Origin of the sequence: Staphylococcus succinus, assembly GCF_029024945.1 — a bacterium.
In the GTDB taxonomy this organism is placed as follows: domain Bacteria; phylum Bacillota; class Bacilli; order Staphylococcales; family Staphylococcaceae; genus Staphylococcus; species Staphylococcus succinus.
This window is the reverse complement of record NZ_CP118976.1, coordinates 387705-413132: the sequence shown is the minus strand read 5'-3', so window position 1 is coordinate 413132 and position 25428 is coordinate 387705. Positions and strand designations below refer to the sequence as shown.

The 25428-nt window shown below is 33.3% G+C and carries 20 protein-coding genes; 2 read left to right on the top strand and 18 right to left on the bottom strand.

From position 1 onward, the window contains the following. Positions 1 to 37: 37 nt before the first annotated feature. The 8 genes from PYW31_RS01780 to nhaC all read right to left on the bottom strand — a co-directional run bounded on the left by PYW31_RS01780 (position 38) and on the right by nhaC (position 10480). On the bottom strand, positions 38 to 586 hold the full coding sequence (locus PYW31_RS01780; protein WP_046835946.1) for a GNAT family N-acetyltransferase: 549 nt from the start codon (positions 584 to 586) through the stop codon (positions 38 to 40). A gap of 310 nt (positions 587 to 896) precedes the next feature. Then, positions 897 to 2951 (bottom strand): glucose-specific PTS transporter subunit IIBC, encoded by a 2055-nt coding sequence (gene ptsG / locus PYW31_RS01775; RefSeq protein WP_046835947.1) that lies wholly within the window; start codon positions 2949 to 2951, stop codon positions 897 to 899. Positions 2952 to 3188: 237 nt separating this feature from the next. Next, positions 3189 to 4583, bottom strand: a complete 1395-nt coding sequence (locus tag PYW31_RS01770; RefSeq protein ID WP_046835948.1) for a YfcC family protein — start codon at positions 4581 to 4583, stop codon at positions 3189 to 3191. A gap of 233 nt (positions 4584 to 4816) precedes the next feature. After that, complete coding sequence (locus tag PYW31_RS01765) at positions 4817 to 6559, bottom strand: pyruvate oxidase (RefSeq protein WP_046835949.1); 1743 nt, start codon at positions 6557 to 6559, stop codon at positions 4817 to 4819. A 79-nt stretch (positions 6560 to 6638) separates the two neighbouring features. Then, on the bottom strand, positions 6639 to 7325 hold the full coding sequence (locus PYW31_RS01760) for an LrgB family protein (protein ID WP_046835950.1): 687 nt from the start codon (positions 7323 to 7325) through the stop codon (positions 6639 to 6641). Beyond that, positions 7326 to 7712 carry a CidA/LrgA family protein gene (locus PYW31_RS01755; RefSeq protein ID WP_046835951.1) on the bottom strand — a complete coding sequence of 129 codons (387 nt, stop codon included), beginning with the start codon at positions 7710 to 7712 and terminating at the stop codon, positions 7326 to 7328. It lies immediately after the preceding gene. A 259-nt stretch (positions 7713 to 7971) separates the two neighbouring features. Further along, positions 7972 to 8847 (bottom strand): cidABC operon transcriptional activator CidR, encoded by an 876-nt coding sequence (gene cidR / locus PYW31_RS01750; protein ID WP_046835952.1) that lies wholly within the window; start codon positions 8845 to 8847, stop codon positions 7972 to 7974. A 169-nt stretch (positions 8848 to 9016) separates the two neighbouring features. Continuing rightward, positions 9017 to 10480 carry a Na+/H+ antiporter NhaC gene (gene nhaC, locus PYW31_RS01745; protein ID WP_103356913.1) on the bottom strand — a complete coding sequence of 488 codons (1464 nt, stop codon included), beginning with the start codon at positions 10478 to 10480 and terminating at the stop codon, positions 9017 to 9019. Between the two features lie 286 nt (positions 10481 to 10766). Between nhaC and PYW31_RS01740 the strand changes: the two genes are divergently transcribed. Then, entirely contained in the window at positions 10767 to 11198 is a 432-nt protein-coding gene (locus PYW31_RS01740; RefSeq protein ID WP_046835953.1) for a CHAP domain-containing protein, read from the top strand. Between the two features lie 85 nt (positions 11199 to 11283). On the opposite strand, the gene PYW31_RS01735 is transcribed toward PYW31_RS01740, so the two are convergent. From PYW31_RS01735 to PYW31_RS01725, 3 genes are all read right to left on the bottom strand, one after another. Next, a complete protein-coding gene (locus PYW31_RS01735; protein ID WP_046835954.1) occupies positions 11284 to 12261 on the bottom strand; it encodes an SMP-30/gluconolactonase/LRE family protein in 978 nt (325 codons plus the stop codon). Positions 12262 to 12506: 245 nt separating this feature from the next. Next, positions 12507 to 13787 (bottom strand): hydroxymethylglutaryl-CoA reductase, degradative, encoded by a 1281-nt coding sequence (locus PYW31_RS01730; protein WP_046835955.1) that lies wholly within the window; start codon positions 13785 to 13787, stop codon positions 12507 to 12509. Beyond that, on the bottom strand, positions 13787 to 14941 hold the full coding sequence (locus tag PYW31_RS01725; RefSeq protein WP_046835956.1) for a thiolase family protein: 1155 nt from the start codon (positions 14939 to 14941) through the stop codon (positions 13787 to 13789). The genes PYW31_RS01730 and PYW31_RS01725 overlap by 1 nt, the downstream gene beginning before the upstream one ends. Positions 14942 to 15044: 103 nt before the next feature. Between PYW31_RS01725 and PYW31_RS01720 the strand changes: the two genes are divergently transcribed. After that, positions 15045 to 16214 carry a hydroxymethylglutaryl-CoA synthase gene (locus PYW31_RS01720; protein ID WP_046835957.1) on the top strand — a complete coding sequence of 390 codons (1170 nt, stop codon included), beginning with the start codon at positions 15045 to 15047 and terminating at the stop codon, positions 16212 to 16214. 206 nt (positions 16215 to 16420) lie between these two features. On the opposite strand, the gene PYW31_RS01715 is transcribed toward PYW31_RS01720, so the two are convergent. The 7 genes from PYW31_RS01715 to aryK all read right to left on the bottom strand — a co-directional run bounded on the left by PYW31_RS01715 (position 16421) and on the right by aryK (position 25385). Then, the gene (locus PYW31_RS01715) at positions 16421 to 16954 is read right to left on the bottom strand and encodes a methylated-DNA--[protein]-cysteine S-methyltransferase (RefSeq protein ID WP_046835958.1); all 534 of its coding nucleotides are present in this window, start codon (positions 16952 to 16954) and stop codon (positions 16421 to 16423) included. 183 nt (positions 16955 to 17137) lie between these two features. Next, entirely contained in the window at positions 17138 to 18523 is a 1386-nt protein-coding gene (locus PYW31_RS01710) for an MFS transporter (protein WP_046835959.1), read from the bottom strand. A 247-nt stretch (positions 18524 to 18770) separates the two neighbouring features. Further along, on the bottom strand, positions 18771 to 19463 hold the full coding sequence (locus PYW31_RS01705) for an alpha/beta hydrolase (protein ID WP_046835960.1): 693 nt from the start codon (positions 19461 to 19463) through the stop codon (positions 18771 to 18773). Between the two features lie 43 nt (positions 19464 to 19506). Beyond that, positions 19507 to 19971 (bottom strand): hypothetical protein, encoded by a 465-nt coding sequence (locus PYW31_RS01700; RefSeq protein ID WP_046835961.1) that lies wholly within the window; start codon positions 19969 to 19971, stop codon positions 19507 to 19509. A 165-nt stretch (positions 19972 to 20136) separates the two neighbouring features. Then, positions 20137 to 21312, bottom strand: coding sequence for a M20 family metallopeptidase (locus PYW31_RS01695; protein WP_046835962.1), 1176 nt, complete (start codon positions 21310 to 21312; stop codon positions 20137 to 20139). A 91-nt stretch (positions 21313 to 21403) separates the two neighbouring features. Beyond that, complete coding sequence (locus PYW31_RS01690) at positions 21404 to 22789, bottom strand: MFS transporter (RefSeq protein WP_046835963.1); 1386 nt, start codon at positions 22787 to 22789, stop codon at positions 21404 to 21406. Between the two features lie 310 nt (positions 22790 to 23099). Then, entirely contained in the window at positions 23100 to 25385 is a 2286-nt protein-coding gene (gene aryK / locus PYW31_RS01685; protein WP_046835964.1) for a transcriptional regulator AryK, read from the bottom strand. Positions 25386 to 25428 lie beyond the last annotated feature (43 nt).

Here is a 25428-nt window from a genome sequence, read left to right as displayed (position 1 = left end):
ATATGCTTTTTTAATCCTATATAACTTGTGGATGATGTTAAAAATAATCTTTTCTCAATAATATATATCGATTCATATCACGATAGGTCTCGCCATCAAACACGTCCTCAAAATCAGTAGATACAAACGTGAAACCAACTTTTTCTGCAACTTTCTTACTCGCTTTGTTCCTTAAGTCTGCCATAATAATAAGTTTATTTAAGCCCATTACTTCAAAGGAGAAATCACAAATATATTTCACACATGTCGTGATAATAGATTTTCCTGTATATCCTTTGGCAATCCAATAGCCAATCTCAGCTTTTTTATTTTTATTGTCAATTTTATGTAAGTCCACTGTCCCTATTAATTTATCATTATGATAGATTAGAAATAATCTCCCTTTATTCTCAACTTGTTGTTGCATCATCATCTTCAAATATGCACTTTCATCCGCAATTGTCATATCTTCTTTCAAAAAGTCTAAAAACTGTGCTAAATGTGAAAAGTTTTCTTTAATCGTATGGTACAATTCTTCAGCCATATATAACTCTGGTTGTACGAGTTTAACTTGAGGCATAACTTCTATTGATAAATGATATTTCATCGTTTCACCTTCATTTTCTATTCGTCATTGTTAGTCATTATAACCCATCCTATTTATTTTTTCAGAATTTTTCAACAGTTAACCAACAAGATAAGTGTATATTTACAAAATAAATTTTCGTTTTTGTTAATTAATACTTCGTTTTTATAAATAAAAGGTATGCATATTCAAGCATTCATAGTTTTATTTTGTTTTCGTTTTTAATCAAAAAAAGTGCACTCTCATATAAATGAAAGTGCACTTTTATTTTTGAATATTGTTATTTATACCTATATATTCATGACGCTATTGGATATGCTGATTTAAGAATCTACTTAATTGTCATCAACAGTTGTTGTGGTTCTATCATATCTTTACTTTCAATTTTAAGTGTACGATTTTCAATATTTGTAATCACTATAGGTGTTATAATACTTGGCGCATGTGCTTGTACATAGTCTAAGTCAACCTTCATTAATAGTTGTCCTTTTTTAATCGTGTCCCCTGTAGCAACCATACGCTCAAAACCTTTACCTTCTAGCTTAACCGTATCAATTCCAATATGAATTAGTAATTCAAGACCATCTTTAGATTCTAATCCAATTGCATGCTTCGTTGGAAAAATTGTTTTCACTGTACCATCAAATGGTGCAACAATTTCACCATCTTCAGGTATCAGCGCAACGCCATCACCCATCATTTTTTGAGCAAAAACTTCATCAGGTACTTCAGAGAGTGGGACCAACTTGCCTCTACCTGGAGAGCATACTTCTATTTCTGATTGTGATACTACGCCATTGTTGTCTTCAGACTCAGATAATTTCACTACTTTACTATCATCTTCTTCTGTTAATGTTGTCTCACTTGGTCTTGTAATTTCACCATTTATGATCCTCGCCATGTCATGCTTGATTTGATCAGATTTAGGACCGAAAATTGCTTGCATATTATTTCCAACTTCAAGTACTCCCGAAGCACCGAGCTGTTTCAAAACATCAACTTTCACTTTTGCTTTATCATTAACTTCAACTCTTAATCGTGTTATACAAGCATCAAGGTGTTTAATATTTTCTTTACCACCCATTGCGTGTAATACTTCAAACGGCAATTCGTTCTTTGCGACAGAACTATTTTGCATTTCTTCATCTTCTCTACCAGGCGTTTTGTAATTTAATTTTTTAATTACAAATCTAAAAACAAAGTAATAAATGACAGCATAGACCAGTCCAACTGGTATAACTAGCCACCACGCTGTTCTATTAGGCATGATATTGAGTAATAAGAAATCAATAAATCCACCTGAGAACGTATAGCCTAAATGCACATTGAGTAAATACATAACTAAGAAACCTAAACCGTCTAATACTGCGTGAATAAAGAATAATAATGGAGCAACAAATAAGAATGAGAACTCTAAAGGTTCTGTAATACCTGTAAGGAATGATGTTAAAGCACCGGATAACATCAACCCGCCTACGACTTTTCTATTTGCCTTCTTAGCTGAATGATAAATCGCTAAAGCTGCAGCTGGAAGACCAAACATCATAACTGGGAATTCTCCACCCATAAACTTACCAGCAGTTAATGGTACATTATCACGAATTTGTTCAATAAAGATACGTTGATCACCATGGATGATTTGACCTGCAGCATTTTTAAAGCTACCAAATTCAAACCAAAATGGCGCATGGAAAATATGATGTAATCCAAATGGAATTAATAAACGTTTAATAAATCCAAATAAGAATACTGCTATTCCAGTATTTGAATCGAGTAACCCTTCACTAAATGTATTAAGCCCATCTTGAATGACTGGCCATACCCACGCCATTGGAAAAGCAAGTATAAATGAGCATGTAGCCATCATAATTGGCACAAATCGTTTACCCGCAAAAAAGCCTAAATAACTTGGTAAGGTAATATTATAAAATTTATTATAACACCATGCAGCAAGTGCACCGACGATAATACCACCGAACACACCTGTTTGTAGTGTGGGAATCCCTAAGACATTGGCATAACCACTTGCTGCATCATCAACATTGTCAGGCGTAATTTCTAAAAATGCGCCCATTGTTTTATTCATAACAATAAATCCTACAAATGCAGCAATAGCAGCAACACCATCTCCACTGGCTAACCCTATAGCAACACCTAATGCAAAGATGATTGGTAAATTATCAAAGATAATTCCCCCCGCACCTTCCATCATTTTAGCTACATTTTGAAATCCCTCTACTTTTATAAACGGTAAATAAGATTGCAACGCTTCCCCTTGAAACGCTGTGCCTAAAGCTAGTAACAATCCAGCAGCTGGCAAAATAGCGACTGGTAACATCAATGCTTTACCAATACGTTGAAGCTGTCCAAAAAGTTTTTTAAACATTTAAAAACATCCCTTCTTTAATTTATATCATCAAACTGCATACAAAAAAGGCATGAGCAAACAGACTATTCCCAATAGTCATTATGTTTGCTCATGCCTGCTTTACCAGTAACACGCAATATGATGATTTGTTTTTTTATATTATATACTATTATTTAAAAATAAACAACAACTTATATCGTTCAACACAGTGAAGTATTACTCAAAATATTAGATTTATCTATTGATATGATATCACTAATATCCAACCACTAATGCAATAGACATGGCAATACTACAAATCAATACCCATACTATAATTAATTTCCACGCAAATTTTAACCATTGTGTGTAAGTAATTTTCCCCACTGCCAGTGCCCCCATGAGTATCGCCGACGTGGGAAATAAAATATTACTAATTGCATCACCATATTGAAAGGCCAATACTGTAAGTTGTCGATTAATATTTAATAAGTCTGAAATAGGTACCATTAAAGGCATTGTTGTTAATGCTTGTCCTGAACCAGATGGTATAAAGAAATTCAATAAAAATTGTAAGACAAACATCGACAAGATAACGATAGATGACGGCACATCACCTAACAAAGTTGACATACCATGTACGATTGTATCAATAACCTTGCCATTTTCTAGTATCACAATAATCCCTTTAGCAAATCCAACGATCATCGCACCGAAGAGTATATCTTTCATGCCTTCAATCATTGCATCAAATGTGCCATTTAAACCTAGTCCACCTATTAAACCTGCTAACAATCCAGCCAACAGGAAGTTTGCACTCATTTCATTAAAAGACCATCCATATCTAAATATGCCAAACACGTTTAAAATAATAGCTGCAATGATGAGCGCTAAACCTGTAGCCTGACTTTTCGTAAAACGTGGCATGTCCATCTTCGTTTCTTTCTTTTCTTCGACTTGTTCTAGTTCGTATACTAAACTCTTTGTCATGTCACCTTTAACTTTGTGTGCATAAATCATTACTGTAATAATAGCTGCAGTTAAAATAAACAGATAAATGATTGTTCTTAAACCCCATCCTGAAAACATCGGCAACTCTGCTACAGACTGTGCAACACCAACTGTAAAAGGATTGAGCATACCACCTATAAAACCACTAGCTGCACCTAAAATAATCATTGCAGCACCTGTAAGTGCATCGTAGCCTAATGTCCGTGCAATAATAATACCAATAGGCACAAATATAATGGTTTCTTCTGCTAAGCCAATAGAAAATCCTAATATAGAAAAAATAACCATAGTCAATGGAATCATGAGAAACTTAAATGAACCCAACACTTGCATAGCTTTGTTAACACCATTTTCAAAAGCGCCTGTCTTATGTACAATTCCAAAAGCACCACCAACCAAAAAGATATAAAAGACTATCTCACCACCACTAATTAAGCCTTCAGGTATGGCCCTAAATATGTCGAAAAAGGACACACCTTGTTGTTGAACTTCTTGATATGAACCTGAAACTACAAGTGTTTGTCCTCCTTTTTCCTCACGCGCATACTCCCCTGCTGGAATTATATATGTCAGTAAACTTGCAAATATAATTATAAGTAACAATAATGCATAAGTATGTGGTGTCTTCAAATGAATATTTTTGAACATTGATTTAAACATTAGCAATCTTCCTTTCTTGATAACAGACAACATATTTCCACAATAGCGTTTGATTTATATATAACCTATTTCTATATAAATATGCTTTGATTGCCTGTTCAATAAGGTGCATGCAACGATGACGTGAACAGCTATTTACTATGACTAACGTACTTAAGTTAGATATTCCATAATAAAAAAGCTATCAAACCCTTTATGGTTTGATAGCTTTGTTCATTTCACTTCATCTCATCTTAGAAGAAACGTTTAACCGCTGTTGACATTGGTGGAATCTCATCAAAGTCTAATTTTTTATCTTCAGTAATGGATCTATATGCCCATTTACCGTAGTTAATTGCTTCATCTTTTACAATTTTACCTGGAAGCGGAGCCGCAGTTGGATCAACGTACACATTCACTATTGTTGGTTTATCTTGTGACATAGCTTCTTCTACTACATCATCGATTCTATTAGGATCTTTCAACGTATATCCTATACCACCACAACTTTCAGCAAATTTTGCTAAATCGATATCAGTGAAATCAATGGCATACTCTAATTCACCAGCTGCTTGCTGTTCATATTTAATGAATGATAATTGTTGATTATTTAATACAAATATCGTCATCGGTAAATCATATTGTACAGCTGTCGCAAAATCTTGCATGACCATTTCAAAAGCACCATCTCCAGCAATACCTACGACTTGACGATTTGGATACGCACGTTTTGCAGCGATTGCACCTGGTAAAGCACAACCCATCGTACCTAACCAACTTGATATAATAAATTTGTTGTTCACTGTTAAGTCTAAATAACGTGTTGACCAAACTGTTGATGTCCCTACATCGATAGAAAAGATTGCGTCATCAGTTCTGACTTGATTGATACTATCCATAAGACGTTCTGGACGAATTGGTGAACTTTCGTCAGCTTTATCTTTAGCCATCCATGAATCCCAAGTTGCTTTTCTTTCTAATGTTTTATTCAAGAACTCTCTATTAGATACATGTTTTACAGAGTCTGTTAATTGTTGTAATGCAATTTTACTATCTCCAATAATACCTACATTGACATCGAAACGATGTCCAATGTTTTCTGGGTTTGTATCTATCTGGATTGCTTTAATATTTTTTTTAGGTAAATAATCAACGTATGGATAATTTGTACCTACCATAATTAATAAGTCCGCATCTTGAATTGTTTGATAAGATGTTTTTGTACCGATTTTACCTAAATTACCAATATTATATGGATGTGCATCAGGTAAAATACCTTTAGCCGGCAACGTGATAATTGAAGGAATCTTAGCTGCTTCTATAAATTCACGTACTTCATCTTTAGCTTTTTTGGCACCTGTGCCAATTAAAATAACCGGACGTTTACTTTTATCTATAAGTTTTGTCGCTTTTTTAATACTACGTGGTTTTGGCGCAATTCGAGCTGGAGGCGCAGTATCAACTTTCGTATTTGTTGTATCTTTCACTTTGTTTGTCAATAAGTTGTTAGGCAATATTAAAACTGCTACGCCTTTTTTCTCATAAGCTGTGCGAATCGCTTCATTTACAATACCAAAGATATCTTTATCATTTTCTGAAATTTGGCGATTATAAACCGCAACATCTTCAACCATTTTACTAATATCAGTTTCTTGGAATGCTTTTGTTCCTAATGCTGTACTATCAGTTTGACCAGCTAATATTAACTGTGGCACATTGTCCATTTTTGCATCATACATACCGTTTAATAAATGAACGATACCAGGGCCGCCGATACTCAAAGCTACACCAATTTTCCCAGTTAATTTTGTGTAGCTTGCTGCTGCTAAACTTGCTACTTCTTCATGACGCACATGAACAAATTCAATATTATTTCTTTCTGTTCTCAAACTATCCACGACTGCATCTATAGAATCTCCTGGAATACCATATAAATGATCTATGTCCCAAACTTTTAACGCTCTTACTAATGCATGATTTGCTTTAATTTTTGCCATTATATAAATAGCTCCTTTCAAATTCCCTGTGTTTAAATATATATTTTATTATTAAAAATAATCTTTAACACTGCTACATTTAATATAAAAAGAGGATGAGTATTGGTAGTAGTATTGAACTGAGTACCGCCGTTAAAATCATACCAATTGAACTAAAAGCACCTGATTCTAAATCTATTTCTAGTGCCCGCGCTGTGCCAAACGCGTGTGATGCATTACCATAAGTTAAACCTCTAGCAATCGAAGTCTTAAATCTGCCCAATTTTAACAGGTAAGAACCGACAATACTGCCAATTAAGCCTGTTGCCACGATAAACATAACTGTAATCGTATCTACACCACCAAGCTGATGGGATACTTCAATCCCTACCGCTGCGGTCATAGATCTTGGTAACATTGTTGCAATGACTTCTTTTGAATAACCGAAAGCCTTCAATATGGTATATACGAAGATGAAATTTAACATTACTGCCGCAAATACACTACTAAAAATAATAGCGGAGTGTTCTAATATTTTATGTCGATTTTGATATAAAGGGAATGCTAAACATACAACTGTACAATTTAATAAATAATTAATCCATTTACCACCTATCATATACCCGTTATAATCTACATTAAATAATAGTAATACAACAACAATACCGATAGATGATATTAAGGCTGGATTTAAAAATGGGCTATTATACTTTTTCTGTAATTTCTTTGCTCCTATAAACATGATAAGTGTTAAACCAATCATTAATGCTGCTTGTAAAATCATCATCTAATTTTGTCCATTCCCGTATCGTGGGCCTTTAACCATTTTTTCAGCGATAAATCCTGAAACAAGCGCAACACAGCAAGTTCCTAGAACAATCATTACGAAGAACAGTATAAAGTTCAAGTTAATTTCAGAAACTACGTCCATGACACCAACAACTGATGGCACAAAGAAAAATACCATAAATGTTAAAAAGAAATTAGAACCTTCACTTACCCATTTAGAAGGAATTATTTTAAATTGAAGTAGCAGGAAAAATAAAATTAATCCAACAATACTTCCTGCGATTGGAATATGCAAAACACTTTGCAAAATATTCCCCACGTATGTGACACCCATTATAATTATTATTTGCAATAAAACTCTAACTACTTTCAGTGATATTTGCAATACTCATCATCCTTTATATTTCAGTACTCTTCGACTGTTTTATTGATTACATACTTCAGTATAAAGCACTAATAATCATAATAAAAATATTGATTTTCAATAGGACACATTACTTTTATCTATGAAAGCGATTTATGTCATTATAATTTATTATGATTACTCAATTAGTGCGTACTAAAAGTCACACGATATACAGTCACCAGTAATAAAAAGAAAGACAACAATCTTAGTATAGCGATTGTTGTCTTTCCTCTTATTATTATAATCTTTTTTTCATAAAATCAATCCACTGCCGCGTTGCATGGCTTAAATATTTATCTTTCTTCCAAATCACGCCAAGTTCCCAACGCATGGCCGGATCATCAAGTTGAATATTTTTAAAACTACTATCTAGCATATTCACAATATTTTCTGGCAATATACTAACCCCAAGGTGGGCATTCAAAAGATTTTCTATAAAATTCCACTGCGAAATTTTTGAAATAGTGTTTGGTATAAAGCCAGCATTTTTAGCCGCTTCTATGATTTTATCATTTAAATAAAAATCTTCATTAAATAAAATAAAGTCCTCATCTTTAAGCATACTCATATCTATTTTTTTATATTCAGCTAAACGATGTTCTCTATTTAAGACCAACTTCAAATCTTCTTGATATAAAGGAATAGAGTGGAAAATAGCTTTATCAACAGGTAGTGTAGTGATGCCTATATCTATTTCATCGTTGATTAATTGCGTTTCTATCATTTTCCCACCATTCTCCACTAAATTATAGGTTACATTTGGATATTTTTGATGAAATTCTCCTAGTATATGAATGAATTTATTCATATTCATAACCGCTGATAAACCAATACTAATGTGCCCAGTTTCTAGCCCTAACAAACTGTTTATTTCTTTTGGTAAATCATTATAAAGCGTGAGTATCTCTTTGCATTTTTGAAAGAATACTTTTCCCGCATCGGTCAGTACAAGTTGTCGTTTACTACGATCGAAAAGTGTCATGTTTAACTCTTTTTCTAAATCTTTTATTGCTTTACTAATTGTGGGTTGCGCAATATATAAAGATTTGGAAGCATTTGTCATACCATTTTGGTTTACAACTTCAACAAAGTACTTCATTTGTTTAATATCCATGCACTTTCTCCTTTACTTAAAATATAATTAATATATTACAGTATACGGTTAATATATAATTTTTCAATATGCAATGATTATAAAAAGTGAAGAGAGAACTGTTTTCTCTCTTCATTCTTAACTATACTTGTGTAGTAAAATTCCTGACCTATTCACACTAACACTTATATTATGCCAAAGTCGTTTCTTTAGCTTGTTTCTTGTCATTCTCTTCTATTTCCTCATCGGTAAGTTTTATAATTTTAAAACCTATATATCCAAATATAATAGAAATTATCGGTACTGTATAATTTAATATTGCGTAGGGTGCATATTCAAATACAGACACGCCAAGCGTAGATGCTATAAATACACCACATGTGTTCCAAGGTACAAATACAGATGTTAATGTACCACCGTCTTCTAATGCTCTTGATAAATTCTTAGCATGGAGCTTTTTTTCTTTAAAGGTACTTGCATACATTCTAGAAGGAACGATAATGGATATGTATTGCTCTGAGCAAGTGAAGTTTGTACCAATACAAGATACTATAACAGAAGCAATTAAACTGCCCGTAGACTTGGCAAACTTCAAAATAACTGATATCAATGCTGAAAGCATACCAGAATATTCTAATACACCACCAAAGGTCATTGCTACAAGTGTTAGTGAAATCGTATAGAACATAGATTCTAGACCACCTCGGTTGAATAATTCATCTACGAGTTTATTTCCAGAATCGATGCTATATCCAGTTTGTAAAGCAGTCATCGCTTCAATCAGCGAACCGCCCTGTATAAATATTTGAGCAAAAAAACCTAGTATAATCCCTACACAAATGGCGGGAACTGCTGGTATTTTAACAACCACTAAAGCAATAACAACTAATGGTATCAGCATTAACCATGGCGTAATTACAAAATTATCTTGCATTGTTTTTAAAATTGTATCTATGTTTTTCGTATCAAAATGACTTGCACCAAAACGTTGACCTATAAAGAAAAAGAACACTAGCGTAATAACCAATGCAGGAACCGTCGTATAAAACATATGTTTGATATGCTCAAACAAATCTACACCTGATAAACCTGACGCTAAGTTAGTAGTATCAGATAACGGACTCATCTTATCACCAAAGTACGATCCACATATAACTGCGCCTGCAACCATTCCTGGTGAGATGCCCATACTTATTCCAATTCCCATAGACGCTACACCTACTGTCGCCATCGTAGACCAACTACTGCCTATCGCTAAAGCTACTATGCCACACAATAATACGACTACCATTAAAAAATAGTTTGGATCAATTAATTGTAAACCATAATAAATCATTGTAGCGACAACACCGCTACCGATCCATGATCCAATAATTAAACCTACTAGAATTATGATTACTATGGCAGGTAAAGCATGACGGATACCCTTATACATCATTTCTTCTACTTCGCTAAATGCATAACCATGTAACATCGTAACCATGATTGCTATAGCAGTACCTATCATTAACGGGATATGTGGTTCCTTTTCTAATACTGCAACTGTAAATAACATCGCCACTATCATTACTGACAAAGTAATTAATGCTGATGTTAAGCCAAGATTTCTTTTTACATTCTTTTTACTACCTGTTTTATAATTTTTTCTTTTCAAGATAATGAGCACCCCCTAAGTTATTTACATCATACCTAAAAATGTATGCGCTTTCAATATCGGTTTTTTATCACGCCTATGTTCCTGAAAACTACAATGATGCATATAAAGAAAGTGGTTAGTATATTTGCTCACATAAATTTATTTTTAAATTACCTGTAATGAATTACAAAAATACTACTTATATTTCATTAGTATTAAAATTAGTTGTATTAATTATGTCCAATATTGTATTGAACGTAATTTCAAATTATACTTATATTATTAAAAATGTCTGGAGAAAAGTATGAATTTTAGAAGTCAAATTGGTCGTATCTTCATCGCTACTACGCTTTTATTTACTGGTTCTATCTCGTACCAATCGCTAAACGAGAATAATATTACCAAAGCAGCAGTAAATTACTATGCAAAATATAACTGTACATGGTATGTATTTAAAAAAAGAGCTTCAGTTGGGAAGCCGGTACCAAATGGTTGGGGCAATGCTAAATATTGGTATAGCAATGCTAAAAAAAGTGGTTACCATGTAGGACGAAAGCCTGCCAAAAAAGCTATTATGCAATCAACTGCTGGTACATATGGTCACGTCGCATATGTCAGTTATGTTTATAAAAACGGGAGTATTAAAGTCTCTGAATATAATTACAATCATCCATATGCCTTTGGTACTCGTATACTAAGTAAATCTGCCGCTTCAAATTACCATTATATCTATTGATTATCGTATTTTATTAAACAAAGAGGTTGAGACACGCTTATTCAAGCTATTTATGTCTCACCCTCTTTTTCTAATGCTTAATCAGCTAAACCTGAAATTGATAACTTTGATGCCCTTTAGCAAAGCCTTTCACTGTAAATAACCAAGATCCGCCGCCCATTTCTATATCATTTGCACATATAATAAGTTGATCCGTCCCTGGAATAAATGCAGGGTGGGTTGATCGCAACATATGGCCACTTTCACGCCCAGGAATCAGAATTTGTCCTATTGGATAGCCTTTCTTATTAAATACTAATACTCTTCCTTGGCCATACATGGCCACATATAAATTATCATCACTATCGATACAACAAGAATCTGGACCTTCATGACCTGTAAAATGATATGGAACAGAAGCGCCAAACGGAGCAATCGTCACCCCATCTTCTAATAAGTCAATTCGATGTAATCGATTCGCATTGGTTTCTGTAACCCATAATGTTTTTTCATCAGTACTTAAAGCCACACCATTTGCAACAGCAAGGTTTTGGATGATAGGCGTAATCGTTTGAAAATCTGGAGATACATAGTACACGCCACCTTTAGGATTTGTAGAATAACCTCTAAAGTCAGTAAAATAAAAACCACCTTTACTGTCGAATACTAAATCATCAATACAATAGGCTGTATCTATATCAGATATAATATCCTCTTGCTTTTCCCCATTTGAATCTACCGCAAAAATTCCCCCTGTGTGGTTAAAATCACCTAAATAACAAACAAACAGCCTACCATCTTTATGAATCTTTACTGCGGCTGGATTTTGCTTATTAGATTGAAACAATTTAGTTACCTTTTTCTCTGGTAATGCAACATGAAAAACCGTGCCCCCAAACACTTCGCATAGCTTTAAATGTCCTTCTCTATCAAAGCATAATCCTTCAAGTTGTAAACCTTCATCAGAAATCTTTAACCACTGTTCTGCCATCACTGTTTGGAGATGTGCCTCATGTGATAATATAGGCACAATATTATTTGTATTTTCTTTATATACTAATGCTGGTATCGTGTTATTTTCCATCAATCCTAACCTCCACATATTTAATACACTCATTATATGACACTGGTTTCTCCATTAAAAATAATAGCTTTATTTCCCAGAAAATAAATGAGTTATCATTTCAAAAAAATCTGTATTTTTTACTAACAATTACAAAGAGACCAATCAGATAACGCTGATTGGTCTCTAATTAATATATATGTTTTACATAGTCAAAACTAATGTCGTTTTGGCATCACCATAAATAATAAAAACTATTATATCGCTTATTTATTGCTTCTTAACATTTCTAATATTTGTTGTGCTACCGCCGTATTTGCTCTTGGTTGTTGCTTTAGCATATCCGCTACTTGAACGATTTCTTCGCCTTCAGCACCTACCACTATGGCTAATGATTTATACTGTAAACTCATATGTCCTTTTTGAATACCTTCCGATACAAGTGCACGACAAGCTGCAAAATTCTGGGCAAGTCCTACCGCAGCTACAACATGTCCAAGTTCTTGTGCTGATGACACGTTCATTAAATCTAATGAAGCTTTAGCAATCGGTAAGACCTTCGTGCCTCCACCCACCGTAGCTAAAGTCATAGGCACTTCAATGGTTCCAACCAGTGTTTGACGTGTTTGATCATAATGCCATGTAGCTAGTCCACGATATTGACCATCTTTACTTGCATATGCGTGCGCACTAGCTTCTGCGCCACGTGTATCATTCCCAGTGGCTAACACAACTGCATGTATACCATTCATGACACCTTTGTTATGTGTAGCTGCACGATGAATATCAACTTGGGCTAATACAGATGCGCGTTCCATTCGTTTAGCAACTGTCTCTCCATCGTGTCCCCCTTTAGATAATGCCGCAACTGCTATTTCACCTTGAACTTTTACTACAGACGCTGTTGCATGATTAGATAAAATACTCATCAGTATATCGATACCTTCTAATTCATTTTTTAAATAAGACGTAATACCTTCTAATATTGTATTAAGCATATTTGCGCCCATAGCATCTTTAGTATCTACAAAAACTTTTAATGATAACATCCCTTCATTTGGGAATTTATCAATTTCTATACGACGATATCCACCGCCTCTTTCAATAATTGAGGGATAAACTTCATCAGCAATTTTTTTTATTTTAGGTTCAAGATTGTTTATTGTTATCTCTAAAGCTTCAGTATCCTCTACAGCATCGAATACAATTTGACCAATCATTAAACGTTCACTTGTGACTATTTTAAAGCCTCCTGTTTGATTGACAAGCTTTGCGCCATAACTTGCTGCAGCTACAACTGATGGCTCTTCTACCATCATTGGTACCACATATGCTTTTTCATCAACAATCATCTCCGGCACTAATCCAACCGGTAGCGTGCCCTGTCCTATTACATTTTCAATCAAACTATTCGCAACTTCTTCAGAAATCAAAGGATTATTAAGTAATATTTCTTTATTTTCCTTACTTAGCCATCCTTTTTGTTCTAATTGTTGTAATTTTTCAAAACGTGATAAATGACGAAATGACTTATCTAATACTTCCATCATTTATCACCCTTTTCAACATATAGCGCGATACCTAAACCGCCACCTATACAAGCAGTAGCAATACCTGTTTGTTTATCTTCTTGCGATAATGCATGAATTAATGTAGAAACTATTCGTGTGCCACTAGCGCCAATTGGATGACCCAATGCAATAGCACCACCATATATATTTAACTTTTCATCTGGAATGGCTAAATTATTTTTAACTGGAATGCTTTGTGAAGCAAAGGCTTCAGTCATTTCAACAACATCTATATCTGTCATTGTTTTATTAGTTTTATCTAACAACTGTGTAACTGCTTGGTATGGGGCATAACCCATATATTCAGGGTCACAACCAATTTCAGCGTGATCACCTAAATATGCTAAAATTTCATAGCCTTCTTGTTTGGCATACGTAGCATCCATCAAAATAACTGTTGAAGCTCCATCATTAATACTAGACGCGTTCCCACCTGTAACAGTGCCATCTTCTTTAAAAATTGTTTTCAATGTTGCTAACTTATCTACACTACTTGTACCACGAATACCTTCATCTGTTGTCATCAATTCTCCATTTACATCTTCTAGGGGAACAATTTCGTCATTAAACTTACCTGCTTCAGTAGCTTCGTGTGCTTTAAGGTGTGAGTCGTTCGCAAATTGGTCTTGTTGTTCACGTGTCACATTATATGTCTCTGCTATTGTTTCTGCAGTAATCCCCATTGGTACATTTAAAAAAGCATCTGTTAATCCATCGTGCATGAAACTTTGAACAGGTGACGCATCTTCATTTAGAATTAATTTGGGTGCATTTGTCATGCTTTCAACGCCACCAACTGCAACCACCTTAGCTTCCCCTAATTGAATCAACTGTTTACCAAGAATAATAGATTTCAATCCAGAACCACATACTTCATTGATTGTCATTGCAGGTGCTGTATTTGGTATACCAGCATTAATACCTATTTGACGTGCAGGATTTTGTCCGCTTCCACTTTGTAGTACATTCCCATAAATGACTTGGTCTACTACTTGTGGATCAAGATGGATTGCTTTCATAGCTGCTTCTAAAGTCTTTGTACCAAGTTCTACTGCAGAATAATTACTTAATTTCCCTTTATATCTTCCTATCGGTGTGCGCTTAGCACTTACTATCGCTATATTATTCATTATGCATTCTCCTTTATCACTCTTTTAAATTATTGTATTTTATAAGCTCGTTTTGGTATGATACAATTGCTTATTTATAAACAGAAAGGTGTCGATACGCTTTATGACAGTTGGTATTGATCAAATTAATTTTTATGTTCCAAGATTTTATGTAGATATGGCTAAACTTGCGGAAGCACGCCAAGTTGATCCAAATAAATTTTTACTCGGGATTGGGCAAACAGAAATGTCTGTAAGTCCAATGAGTCAAGACATCGTATCAATGGGTGCTAATGCGGCCAAAGAAATTGTTACTGATGAAGATAAGAAACAAATCACTATGGTTATCGTAGCAACAGAATCAGCAATAGATTCTGCTAAAGCTTCAGCAGTCCAAATACATAACTTGCTAGGTATTCAACCCTTCGCTCGTTGTATTGAAATGAAAGAAGCATGTTATGCTGCTACACCTGCAATTCAGTTAGCTAAAGATTATTTAGCTCAACGCCCAGATGAAAAAGTATTAGTTATCGCTAGTGATACTGCACGTTATGGCATAAACTCTGGTGGCGAACCTACACAAGGCGCAGGCGCTGTTGCTATGATAATATCACAAAACCCACGTATACTTGAACTAAATGATGATGCTGTTGCTTTCACTGAAGATGTTTATGATTTCTGGCGTCCTAGTGGTCAACCTTATCCTTTAGTAGATGGTGCCTTATCAAAAGATGCTTATATTCACTCATTCCAAGAAAGTTGGCAGGAATATGCTCGACGTCATAACAAATCATTAAATGATTTTGCGTCATTATGCTTCCATGTACCATTTACTAAAATGGGTAAAAAAGCACTTGATTCAATTTTAACAAATGATGTAGATGAACAAACAAAAGAACGTTTAACAACTGGATATGACGCTGCTACGTACTATAACCGTTATGTGGGTAATATCTATACAGGTTCGCTTTATTTAAGTTTAATTTCTTTATTAGAAACACATAAACTTTCAGCTGGTGATAACATTGGATTATTTAGTTATGGTTCTGGTTCTGTCGGTGAATTCTTTAGCGGTAAACTTGTTGAAGGTTACCAAGAAGCACTTGATATTCAAGGCCATAAAGATTTACTAAATAATCGTACTGAAATTTCAGTTGAAGCATATGAATCATTCTTCAATCGTTTTGATGCATTAGAATTCGATCACGAAACTGAGTTAGATAATGAACAAAATACAATCTTCTATCTTGAAAGTATTAATGATCATATCCGTAATTATAATACCTTAAATTAATTCTTAAATCACTTAATCGTATCTCGTTTAATTGCAAGTTTTTAAATTTTATTGTTATTTAATTATACTATTCTATTAAATATATAACCCCTAGTAATATGCACATCTTTCAAAGTGCTTTACTAGGGGTATTTTTATATTTAAATCATATATTGCGATATTATTTTTAAATCATATTTATGAACAGTTAAAATACTAGTATTTCTTTAAGGTTTGGTGCTATGTTTCGGTTTATAATAAGCATTCATATCCATTTGTTCTAATTTAAGAAGTTCAATTTTAGTATCAATACCGCCGTCATAACCTGTTAAATTACCATCTTTTCCGACAACTCTATGACAAGGAATCATTATTGATATTGGATTATTTCCTACTGCCCCGCCAACTGCTTGCGCTGACATTGTTTTTTTCCCTCTTATTTGTGCCATTTGCTTGGCAATTTCACCATAAGTAATCGTTTCGCCATAAGGTATATCTAACAGAATCTCCCAAACTTGTTTACGAAATTCTGTACCTTCAGCTTTTAAAGGAAAATCAATAACTGGATTATTTCCTAAGAAATAATCATCTAACCAGGCTACTGCTTTATTAAAAATGATTAAATCTGCCTCAAACAATTTTTCATTAAACTTTAATTCAAAATCTTCATGATTAGGTAACCACAATCCTGTAATATTTTTACCATCGGATGTCATAGCAAGTTGACCTATTGGAGATTCATAGTATTTCTTATAATGCATCATAACTCCCCCTTTTATATCGATATTCATTATTTTTATCATAATTCTTTCCCACTTTTAAGTAAAGCCACAGAACGATACAAAGGTCTAAATTACGATACACAACATATAATAGAATCTCTCATAGTATTGCAACATGATAAAAACCCTTGCAAACTTCTCACACGCAAGGGCACACTGTTTTTAACTATTTATTTTTCGGGTCGGAAGCACAAATACACTTGTACATATTGCACCGATAATAAGACATGCACCAACTACAAAGCTAATCCCTGCAGCAGTATTTAAATGGTATCCATTTTGAATCATACCTGTATAGATTGAAGTCATAATAGCAATACCAAATGCACCACCTAATGTAGATCCCATTTTAAAAATGCCCGACGCGACACCAACTTTCTCAGAGGGCGTCGTGGATACTGCTGTACTTAGTGCAGGAGTGGCAAATAATCCTGTACCTCCTCCAAAGAAAATTGCAGCAATCAACGCTACAATTATATATACTGAATCATTCAAGAACGTAAAACTGAATAATAAAACTCCCAAAGCTGTAAATATTGGTCCAATTATCATGGCGCGTTTGGCTCCAAATCTTTTTATACTCTTTTCACCAAGTCGTATAATAAGCAATAAAGCAATTAAATAAGGTAACGTCAGTAACCCAGCTTGAAAAGAACTAAGCTTTAATCCACCTTGTAAATATATATTAAATAACGCAATAACGCCTACGCCAGTATTCAATAAAAAATTGGCACATACCGCCCCAATATAAGGTTTGTTCTTAAAAAGTTTCAAATCAATAAATGGTAACGCCTTATCACGCTCGACCTTAAAGAATAAATATATACAAATTAAAAAGACCACTAATAAAGTAACTATTGGAACACTTAACCATCCAATTTTATATCCTTGAGTAATGACAAAACTAATACTTGCAATCATCATTACAAATATGATTAGCCCCATATAATCAAAATCACTTCGCTTAGCCTTAACTTGTTTAGCCTCAGGTAATTTTTTCAACAATAACAATGCAACAATCGTTACAAGTATAGAAAGGATAAATATGGCTTGCCAAGATATAAATGTTGCCATAGCACCAGCAAAGAATGAAGCTAATCCTGTACCTCCAAATGCGCCGATAGACCAAAAACTCAAAGCGCTTTGTCTTTTATCTCCTTCGAAAAATGTGTTCACAATTGAAATCGTAGCTGGCATAATAATAGCAGCAGAAAGCCCCTGAAGCACCCTTCCTAACAAAAGTAATACTACATTGCCTGAAATAATAAGCATAAGTGAACCAATCATACTTAAGACTAGAGCAATACGCGTCATTCTAACTTTACCAAATTTATCCGAAAGATTGCCCGCTACGACCATAAATACACCTGTAACAAACGATGTTAAACTCACAGAAATATTTACTATATCGGGCGTAGTACCATATGTAGATTGTACTTTAGGACCAATATTTAAAAACGTTTGTGCAAATAACCAATAAGTCAAAATTGCTAACACAATTCCCAACAACAGTTTACTACCAGAAAATTGATTATCATCTTTTGTCATATAAGCATCCCCTATATTATTCCAAAATATAAGTAGCATTTAATACAGAAAGACCATTTCAGTCTGTTGAATCAATTAATTAAATCATACATATAAATAAAACATAAATAACATTAAACACATAATTGATCCTTATATTCATGCTACTTGTATTAAATATTATCACGCTTTGGACATAGGTGATACGAATCTCTTGATATTTTTTAGAATTTTCAGATAATATTTTCTGCTAGCTCCTTTTTATATACTAAAATAACTTTTGAACCGCACGCTTAAAATGTTTTTTAAATATAGGTTTTCGGTGTAGTCCTTTTCTATTAATTATAAATTGGAACGTAGTTTTTTCTGAATATAACAATTCATCTAATATATCGACACCATGTTCTGTATCTGTGAACATATTTCGGGTTAGCTCGGTACTATGTGTCCCTTCAAGCGCCCCTACATACCAATATATATGCTTTTCTGTATCAATACTTTCTTGTTTTCTCATAAAATTTATAAAATTGGGGTACCAAACTGAAGGTGAAATTAATATATAAGTACCAAATACATTTGTTTTTTTAAATATTGTATATAGCGAAACTAATCCACCAAACGAAGCTCCAGCGATTGCAATATCAGAATGATGTTGTGATATGTTGAAACATTTTTTTAAATACGGTAATAATTCATCAGTCATCCAAGTCACATAGCTCTCGGCTTCTCCCTCGTACTTTATATTATGAACTACCGCTTCCCAAGGCGTGTATTCTCTTATTCTTTCGTTTGGTACAATCCCAACAAATATAACCTCTTTTTCAATATCTTTAAATAAGAAATTTCCATCTTGAACTACAATGAGTGGATAGGACTTTGAATTTTGCTTAAAATAACTTTTGGGCAATTTTACTCTGATATCGTGATCTTGATATCGAAAGTTAAGCGTTCTAATACGCATAGCATTCACCTCTTTTTCACTTCAAACTAAAAACCAATCGGTATTACATAAAATTATATAACTCGATTTCATTTTCTTTGGCATATTCTAAAGCTAAAATTTCTAAAATGTTAATCATTGCTGGATTTTCTTTAATTTTAATATATTGAAATTTCAAATTTTGTTCTTCAGCATTAATATTTTTCAATTCTGATTCATCAAGATTGTGTTGTTCAACATAAACTTTTCTAAATCTGGCAGTCCCCGCATCCGAACGTAAATTAAATTGCGACAGTTTACTTTCCAAATCTTTTTGAGTTAGTTTGTATCCTGTCATAAATCCCCCAGCTTGCCCAACAAATATTGGTTTTTTATTTTTGAAAATTACAAATATTCCCTTTTGTTCTTGAACTTGACTTCTGCTTGCTTTATCAAATGTTAAAGCACTTGATTTATCATACTTAAAAAGTTTTTTTAAAGGTTTCTTATACTCTTCTAAGAGTCCCGTTAATTGCTTATCTCCATTCATAATTCATCATCCTTTTTCAATTTTTGAATTATATAATATATACACTATATGGCACGATAATAAACTATAAACTTCAAATTTCAATTACATCATACTTTATTTTATAACAAATAAAGGTTTCGACCATCTGATTGAGGTCAAAACCTTTAACTTTAATTATGCTCACTATTTCAAATAATTTAAAACACTAATCCCTACTGCCTCAGCTGCAACGCGTAGTGATTTTTCACTAATATTAAATTTTGGATGATGATGAGGATGGATGTCACCATTCTCTGGTGCAGCTCCAGCATATATAAATGAGCTTGGTATCGCTTTGGCATAATAGGCAAAGTCTTCAGATGGTGGTTGAGCTTCACACATTTCAACACTTTGAAGGGCATCTGTATTCGCATTTTTTAGTGACTCAACTACAAATTGAGTGAATTGTGGATCATTATACAATGCCGGATAATCATCTTGATAATCTAACTCGCAAGTCACACCAAACATGGCTTCTAATCCTTTTGATAGACGTTGCACCTCTTTTTTAATTGTATGCTTCGTTTCATCTGTCAGAGCACGTACGTCTCCTTCTATTTCAATGCTATCTTTAATAATATTAAATTGTCCTTTACCATCGAAGGATCCAACAGTCACTACACCTGTCTCAAATGGATTTAATCTTCTTGATACAATCGTTTGAAGTGCTGTAACAAAGTGCGCTCCGGCGACGATCGTATCATTTGCTGCATGTGGAGATGAACCATGACCACCTTGTCCAATGACTTTGAGTTTAAAGAAATCTCTTCCTGTTTGTACGTTACCTTCACGATAGTATATATTACCTACTGTCATGTTACTCATTACATGCAATCCTAATACATGATCAACACCATCTAACACACCATCTTTAATCATACCTTGTGCGCCGCCTGGAGGCACTTCTTCAGCAGGTTGATGGATGACGATCACCTTACCATTAAATTGATCTTTTAGTTCAATTAGCGTTTCAGCAAGAATAAGCATATAAGCAGTATGTGCATCGTGACCACATGCGTGCATGACGCCTTTGTGCTTGGATGAGAAGTCTAAACCTGTCTCTTCTTCTATCGGTAAGGCATCAAAGTCTGCACGTATTGCCAGTGTTTTACCTGGGTTTCCACTATCAATTGTTACCTTCACACCATTAGGCCCCACATTGGTTTCTACTTTACAATCTTTATCTTTATAGAAATCAGCAATATACTTGGGTGTTTCTTTTTCTTGAAACGATAACTCAGGATATTGATGTAAATATCGTCTTATTTCTATCATGCGTTGCTCTTTACATTTCAACTTTTCAATTAATTGATTCATCATAACCGTTCACTCCTATAATGAAATTCATATTTTTATTCGTTAGGCTGTGTAAATAACATGATACGCCAGATTGATATTCATTGATGTACTCTTATTTTCTTATTGAAGGTACAGTAAAGCAAATAATAAGTAATGATAGCAATGCCATAAAGACATTAAGCCACAAACCAATACATGCGCCTATTTGTACGTTCGTAGCATTTGCTACAATTCCAAACAGAGCACCAGATAATGCTATACCGAATGCACCACCTAATGATGAAGCCATCTTATAAATACCAGAGGCGACACCTACTTTATCTTCAGGAGAATTGGAGATTGCCATATCTGTTGACGGTGTAGCATAAAATCCTAGTCCTAAACCATAAAGTAAGTAACCAACAATACAGACCACTACATAAATCATACTTGGTAAAAATGTTAATGAAATTAATATGATTCCCATCATGTTGAAAAACGTACCGAGGAGCATTGGTTTTTTCGCTCCAACTTTTTGTAATACTTTTTCTCCTACGCGTATCATAAGTAATACAGTGACCAAATATGTAATAGATAATAATCCAGTTTGAAATGCATTAAATCCTAAGCCTTGTTGCACAAATGTATTAGCTACTAAAAGTGCACCAGCAACACCATTTAATAGAAAATTAGACAGCGTTGCCCCCGTATATGCTTTATTACTAAATAATTTAAAGTCTATCAAAGGGTTTTTTATACTATTTTCAATTTTAATAAAGATAACTGTTGAAATAATGAATACTACGATTAATCCTAAAATTAGTGGTGACATTAGACCAAATGCTGCACTTTTTGTAATGATGACATTAATACTTAACATCATCACAACAAATAATATTAAACCTATAAAATCAAAGCTTGCTTTTATATTACTTTGTGATTTAGTCTCGGGTGTTCCCTTTATCAACATCATTGCTACAAGTGCAATGATTATAGATAATATAAAAATCCAACGCCAACCAATAAAGGTTGAAACCATACCCCCAAATAATGATGCTAATCCTGAACCCCCCCACGAACCAATGGACCAATAACTTAAAGCACGTTGCCGCTCTTTGCCTTCATAATAAGTCTTCATAATTGCTAAAGTGGAGGGCATTATAGCTGCTGCAGACAATCCTTGTATAACTCTTCCTAATATTAATAAAACAGGTAAATTCGTGATTATAATTAATAATGAACCAATAATACTTAACCATAATCCTATATACGTAATTTTGACGCGCCCTACTTTATCTGCCAAACTTCCGGCGCCTACTACAAACATCCCTGAGAATAACGCTGTTATACTTACAGCAATACTCACTGTACCAATATCACTACTAAATGATTGTTGTAACGTTGGAACGACATTTAATAATGATTGCGCAAATAACCAAAATGTAACTACGCCTAGTACAATACCTAAAATAAGCTTGTTATCACCTTGATATTTCTGTACATTTCTCACTTGAGTCATTCACTCGTCCTCCTAAATAATTTTGAAAATGACATATTGAAAGTTCAAAAACGTATGATTAACAGCCCATGATTTTTATTAACTTTAATAAAATAGAGTTTTTGATACCTTTCTAGAAGTGATTTTAACGTGCAGTCTTTTTTTTAGATATATAATGTTTGCTGTTTTAGTAGTTTATTTGTAGCTATTTATTTTCATTTAATACTTATGACAAATTTAGATATATTATTTTTGTCTTATTGTCATATTAAAAAATAGACTAATTGAAAAATAGCAGCTCCGTGTATTTTTCGATTAGTCTTTAAGATTATTATGCTTTAATATATCTTCTGAATTCTATCATTTGAATTGCATTAGTCAGCAATTTCAAATGATAAGTCAATACGCCTTTAACTTCTACCTCACTAATGTCTAGTTTAGGATAGGATATTCTATTTACATAATCTACAGTCTCCTCATCCATACCGTATTGCGTATTATATTGTTGCCATACCTTATATAAAGCACCATGATTTTTATCTAAGGTTAAGTGTTTCACTTTGTATGTACCTTGTTTGGCGTGTGTAATATTAATTTGGTACTCTTTATGATTTAAGCTTCCTGTATAATCATTAAGTGTGAAATGAGGATTATAGTGTTCTGCATCCCATACAACTATTTGAAAATGATGATAATCACCTAATACCATACAATTATCATTCATATATAAAATACATCTAAATAATTTTTTGAAAAACATACTTGTAAAAAATGCTGGTCTTTTACCATCAAATTGGTGATATAAGTCTATACCACTTAATTGCGTCGAAGTGTTTTTATGATTAAATCTCTGATGTATTTCATAGTTTAACCAATAACCGACTGTATCTATACGATTATTTATTTCAATAAGTTGTTCAAAAATGATGCCTGCTCTGAAATATTCACCATTGGTTAAATTTGTATCACCTGTTAATGTATTCCAGTTTAGCAATATACAAGGTATATCTTGTGTATCAACCTCTAATAACTTCATCATTTTATTTACTTGCAATGTAATATGATTCTTAGCAATATCATATTGTTTACTTTCTAAAGAGTTAAAATTAATCATATCATTTTGATTTGCACAAAATGCGACACGATCTATGTGATATACGTTTGAATTTAAAATAGCTTTCGCTTTTGAAGATTCCATTGGATCATCTATATTAACATTTAATACGATGGTTACCTTTTCAAAATAGTGTTTAAATAATGTACACATTTTTTGAAATAGATGGGAATCCGCAACTTTCATATAAATAATAATGTGTAACACATTATTATTTATTACTGTATTATGCATATGCTCTAACAAATATGATAATTCTTTATAATAGTTATTAAATTGCTTGTTGCTTTTCGGTGGTTCAATTTCTATTCCCAAACCAATTTGATGTGCCAATAAAAAGTTTAAGCATTCATCTATTTTCATGTATGGATGAGTATTAGGTATCAATTCATCACTTTCAACCCTGTCATTGATAATCTTCCCAACTCTGATCGGATCTTTAATTAAAATATGATTCAATCCTAAACATGCTTTCACTTCTAGTAATTGTGTCCTAAACCTTTGGACAAGCAACGCTTCTAAATCACCTATTTGTATCACATGATTATAATGCTTTAAATATTTATTGTCGTTTCTTAATGAGACATCCCATACTTTTTGTGCTTCTGGAGACTGTACTATTTTTTTAATATTTTGATTTACAAACATTGATAAGTAATACAAATAATGTTGATATGTCGTTTCTTTTTTTCCATTTTCTAACAGTTCAATCTTTTTCAACTTTCGATATTTTTCCCTAAATACCGTAGGAGTCATGTGCATATCTTCTTTAAAATATTTGATTAACATATTTGAATTCGTAAAACCATTTTTAAAAGCAATTTGCGTTATGGTGTCATTGGTATGAATTAAATCTCTTTTACAGTGCTCTATCCTCACTTGATTAACATAATGATTAATGCCAACACCCATATGACGAGTGAAGTATCTGGATAAATACGCATTGCTCAGACCAACCATTTTAGCTATTTCACTTAACGTAATTGATTCTGTATAGTGATTATCTATATAGTCACAAATCGATTCTAACCTATGATCTTTTGTACTATTATCCACACCTTCATTTTGTCTTGTAGGTAAGTATTTCACAATTATAAATAGTAAGTCTATTAACTGTTGTTCAATATACAATCTGTAAAATCGTCCTTTTCTAATATAAACAACACCCATCATTGCTAAAGAATTAATGATTTGCTGATATATGACATCTTGTAATATATGCTTCTTCAAAATAAATTTTTTATCAGTAAAGTCATTTATGTACTGTTTCAAATAATCCCTAGATAAGTGCAGAGACATATAAAGTGTGTCTTTATTCTCAATCATACGAAACTGTTCTCTGTGATTAATTATAAAAACGTCTCCTTTTTGATACACTTTAATACTCTTATGCCCCCATACTTTCAGGGTGCTGTTTAATACAAGTACAATACGAAGACCTTCATTCATCCTTGTGTCATTTCCAAACTGTTCATTAAATTCTATCTCATAAAATTTTTTCATAGTCCACCTCTTTTCAATTTCTAATTTAAATTCAAACGCATTA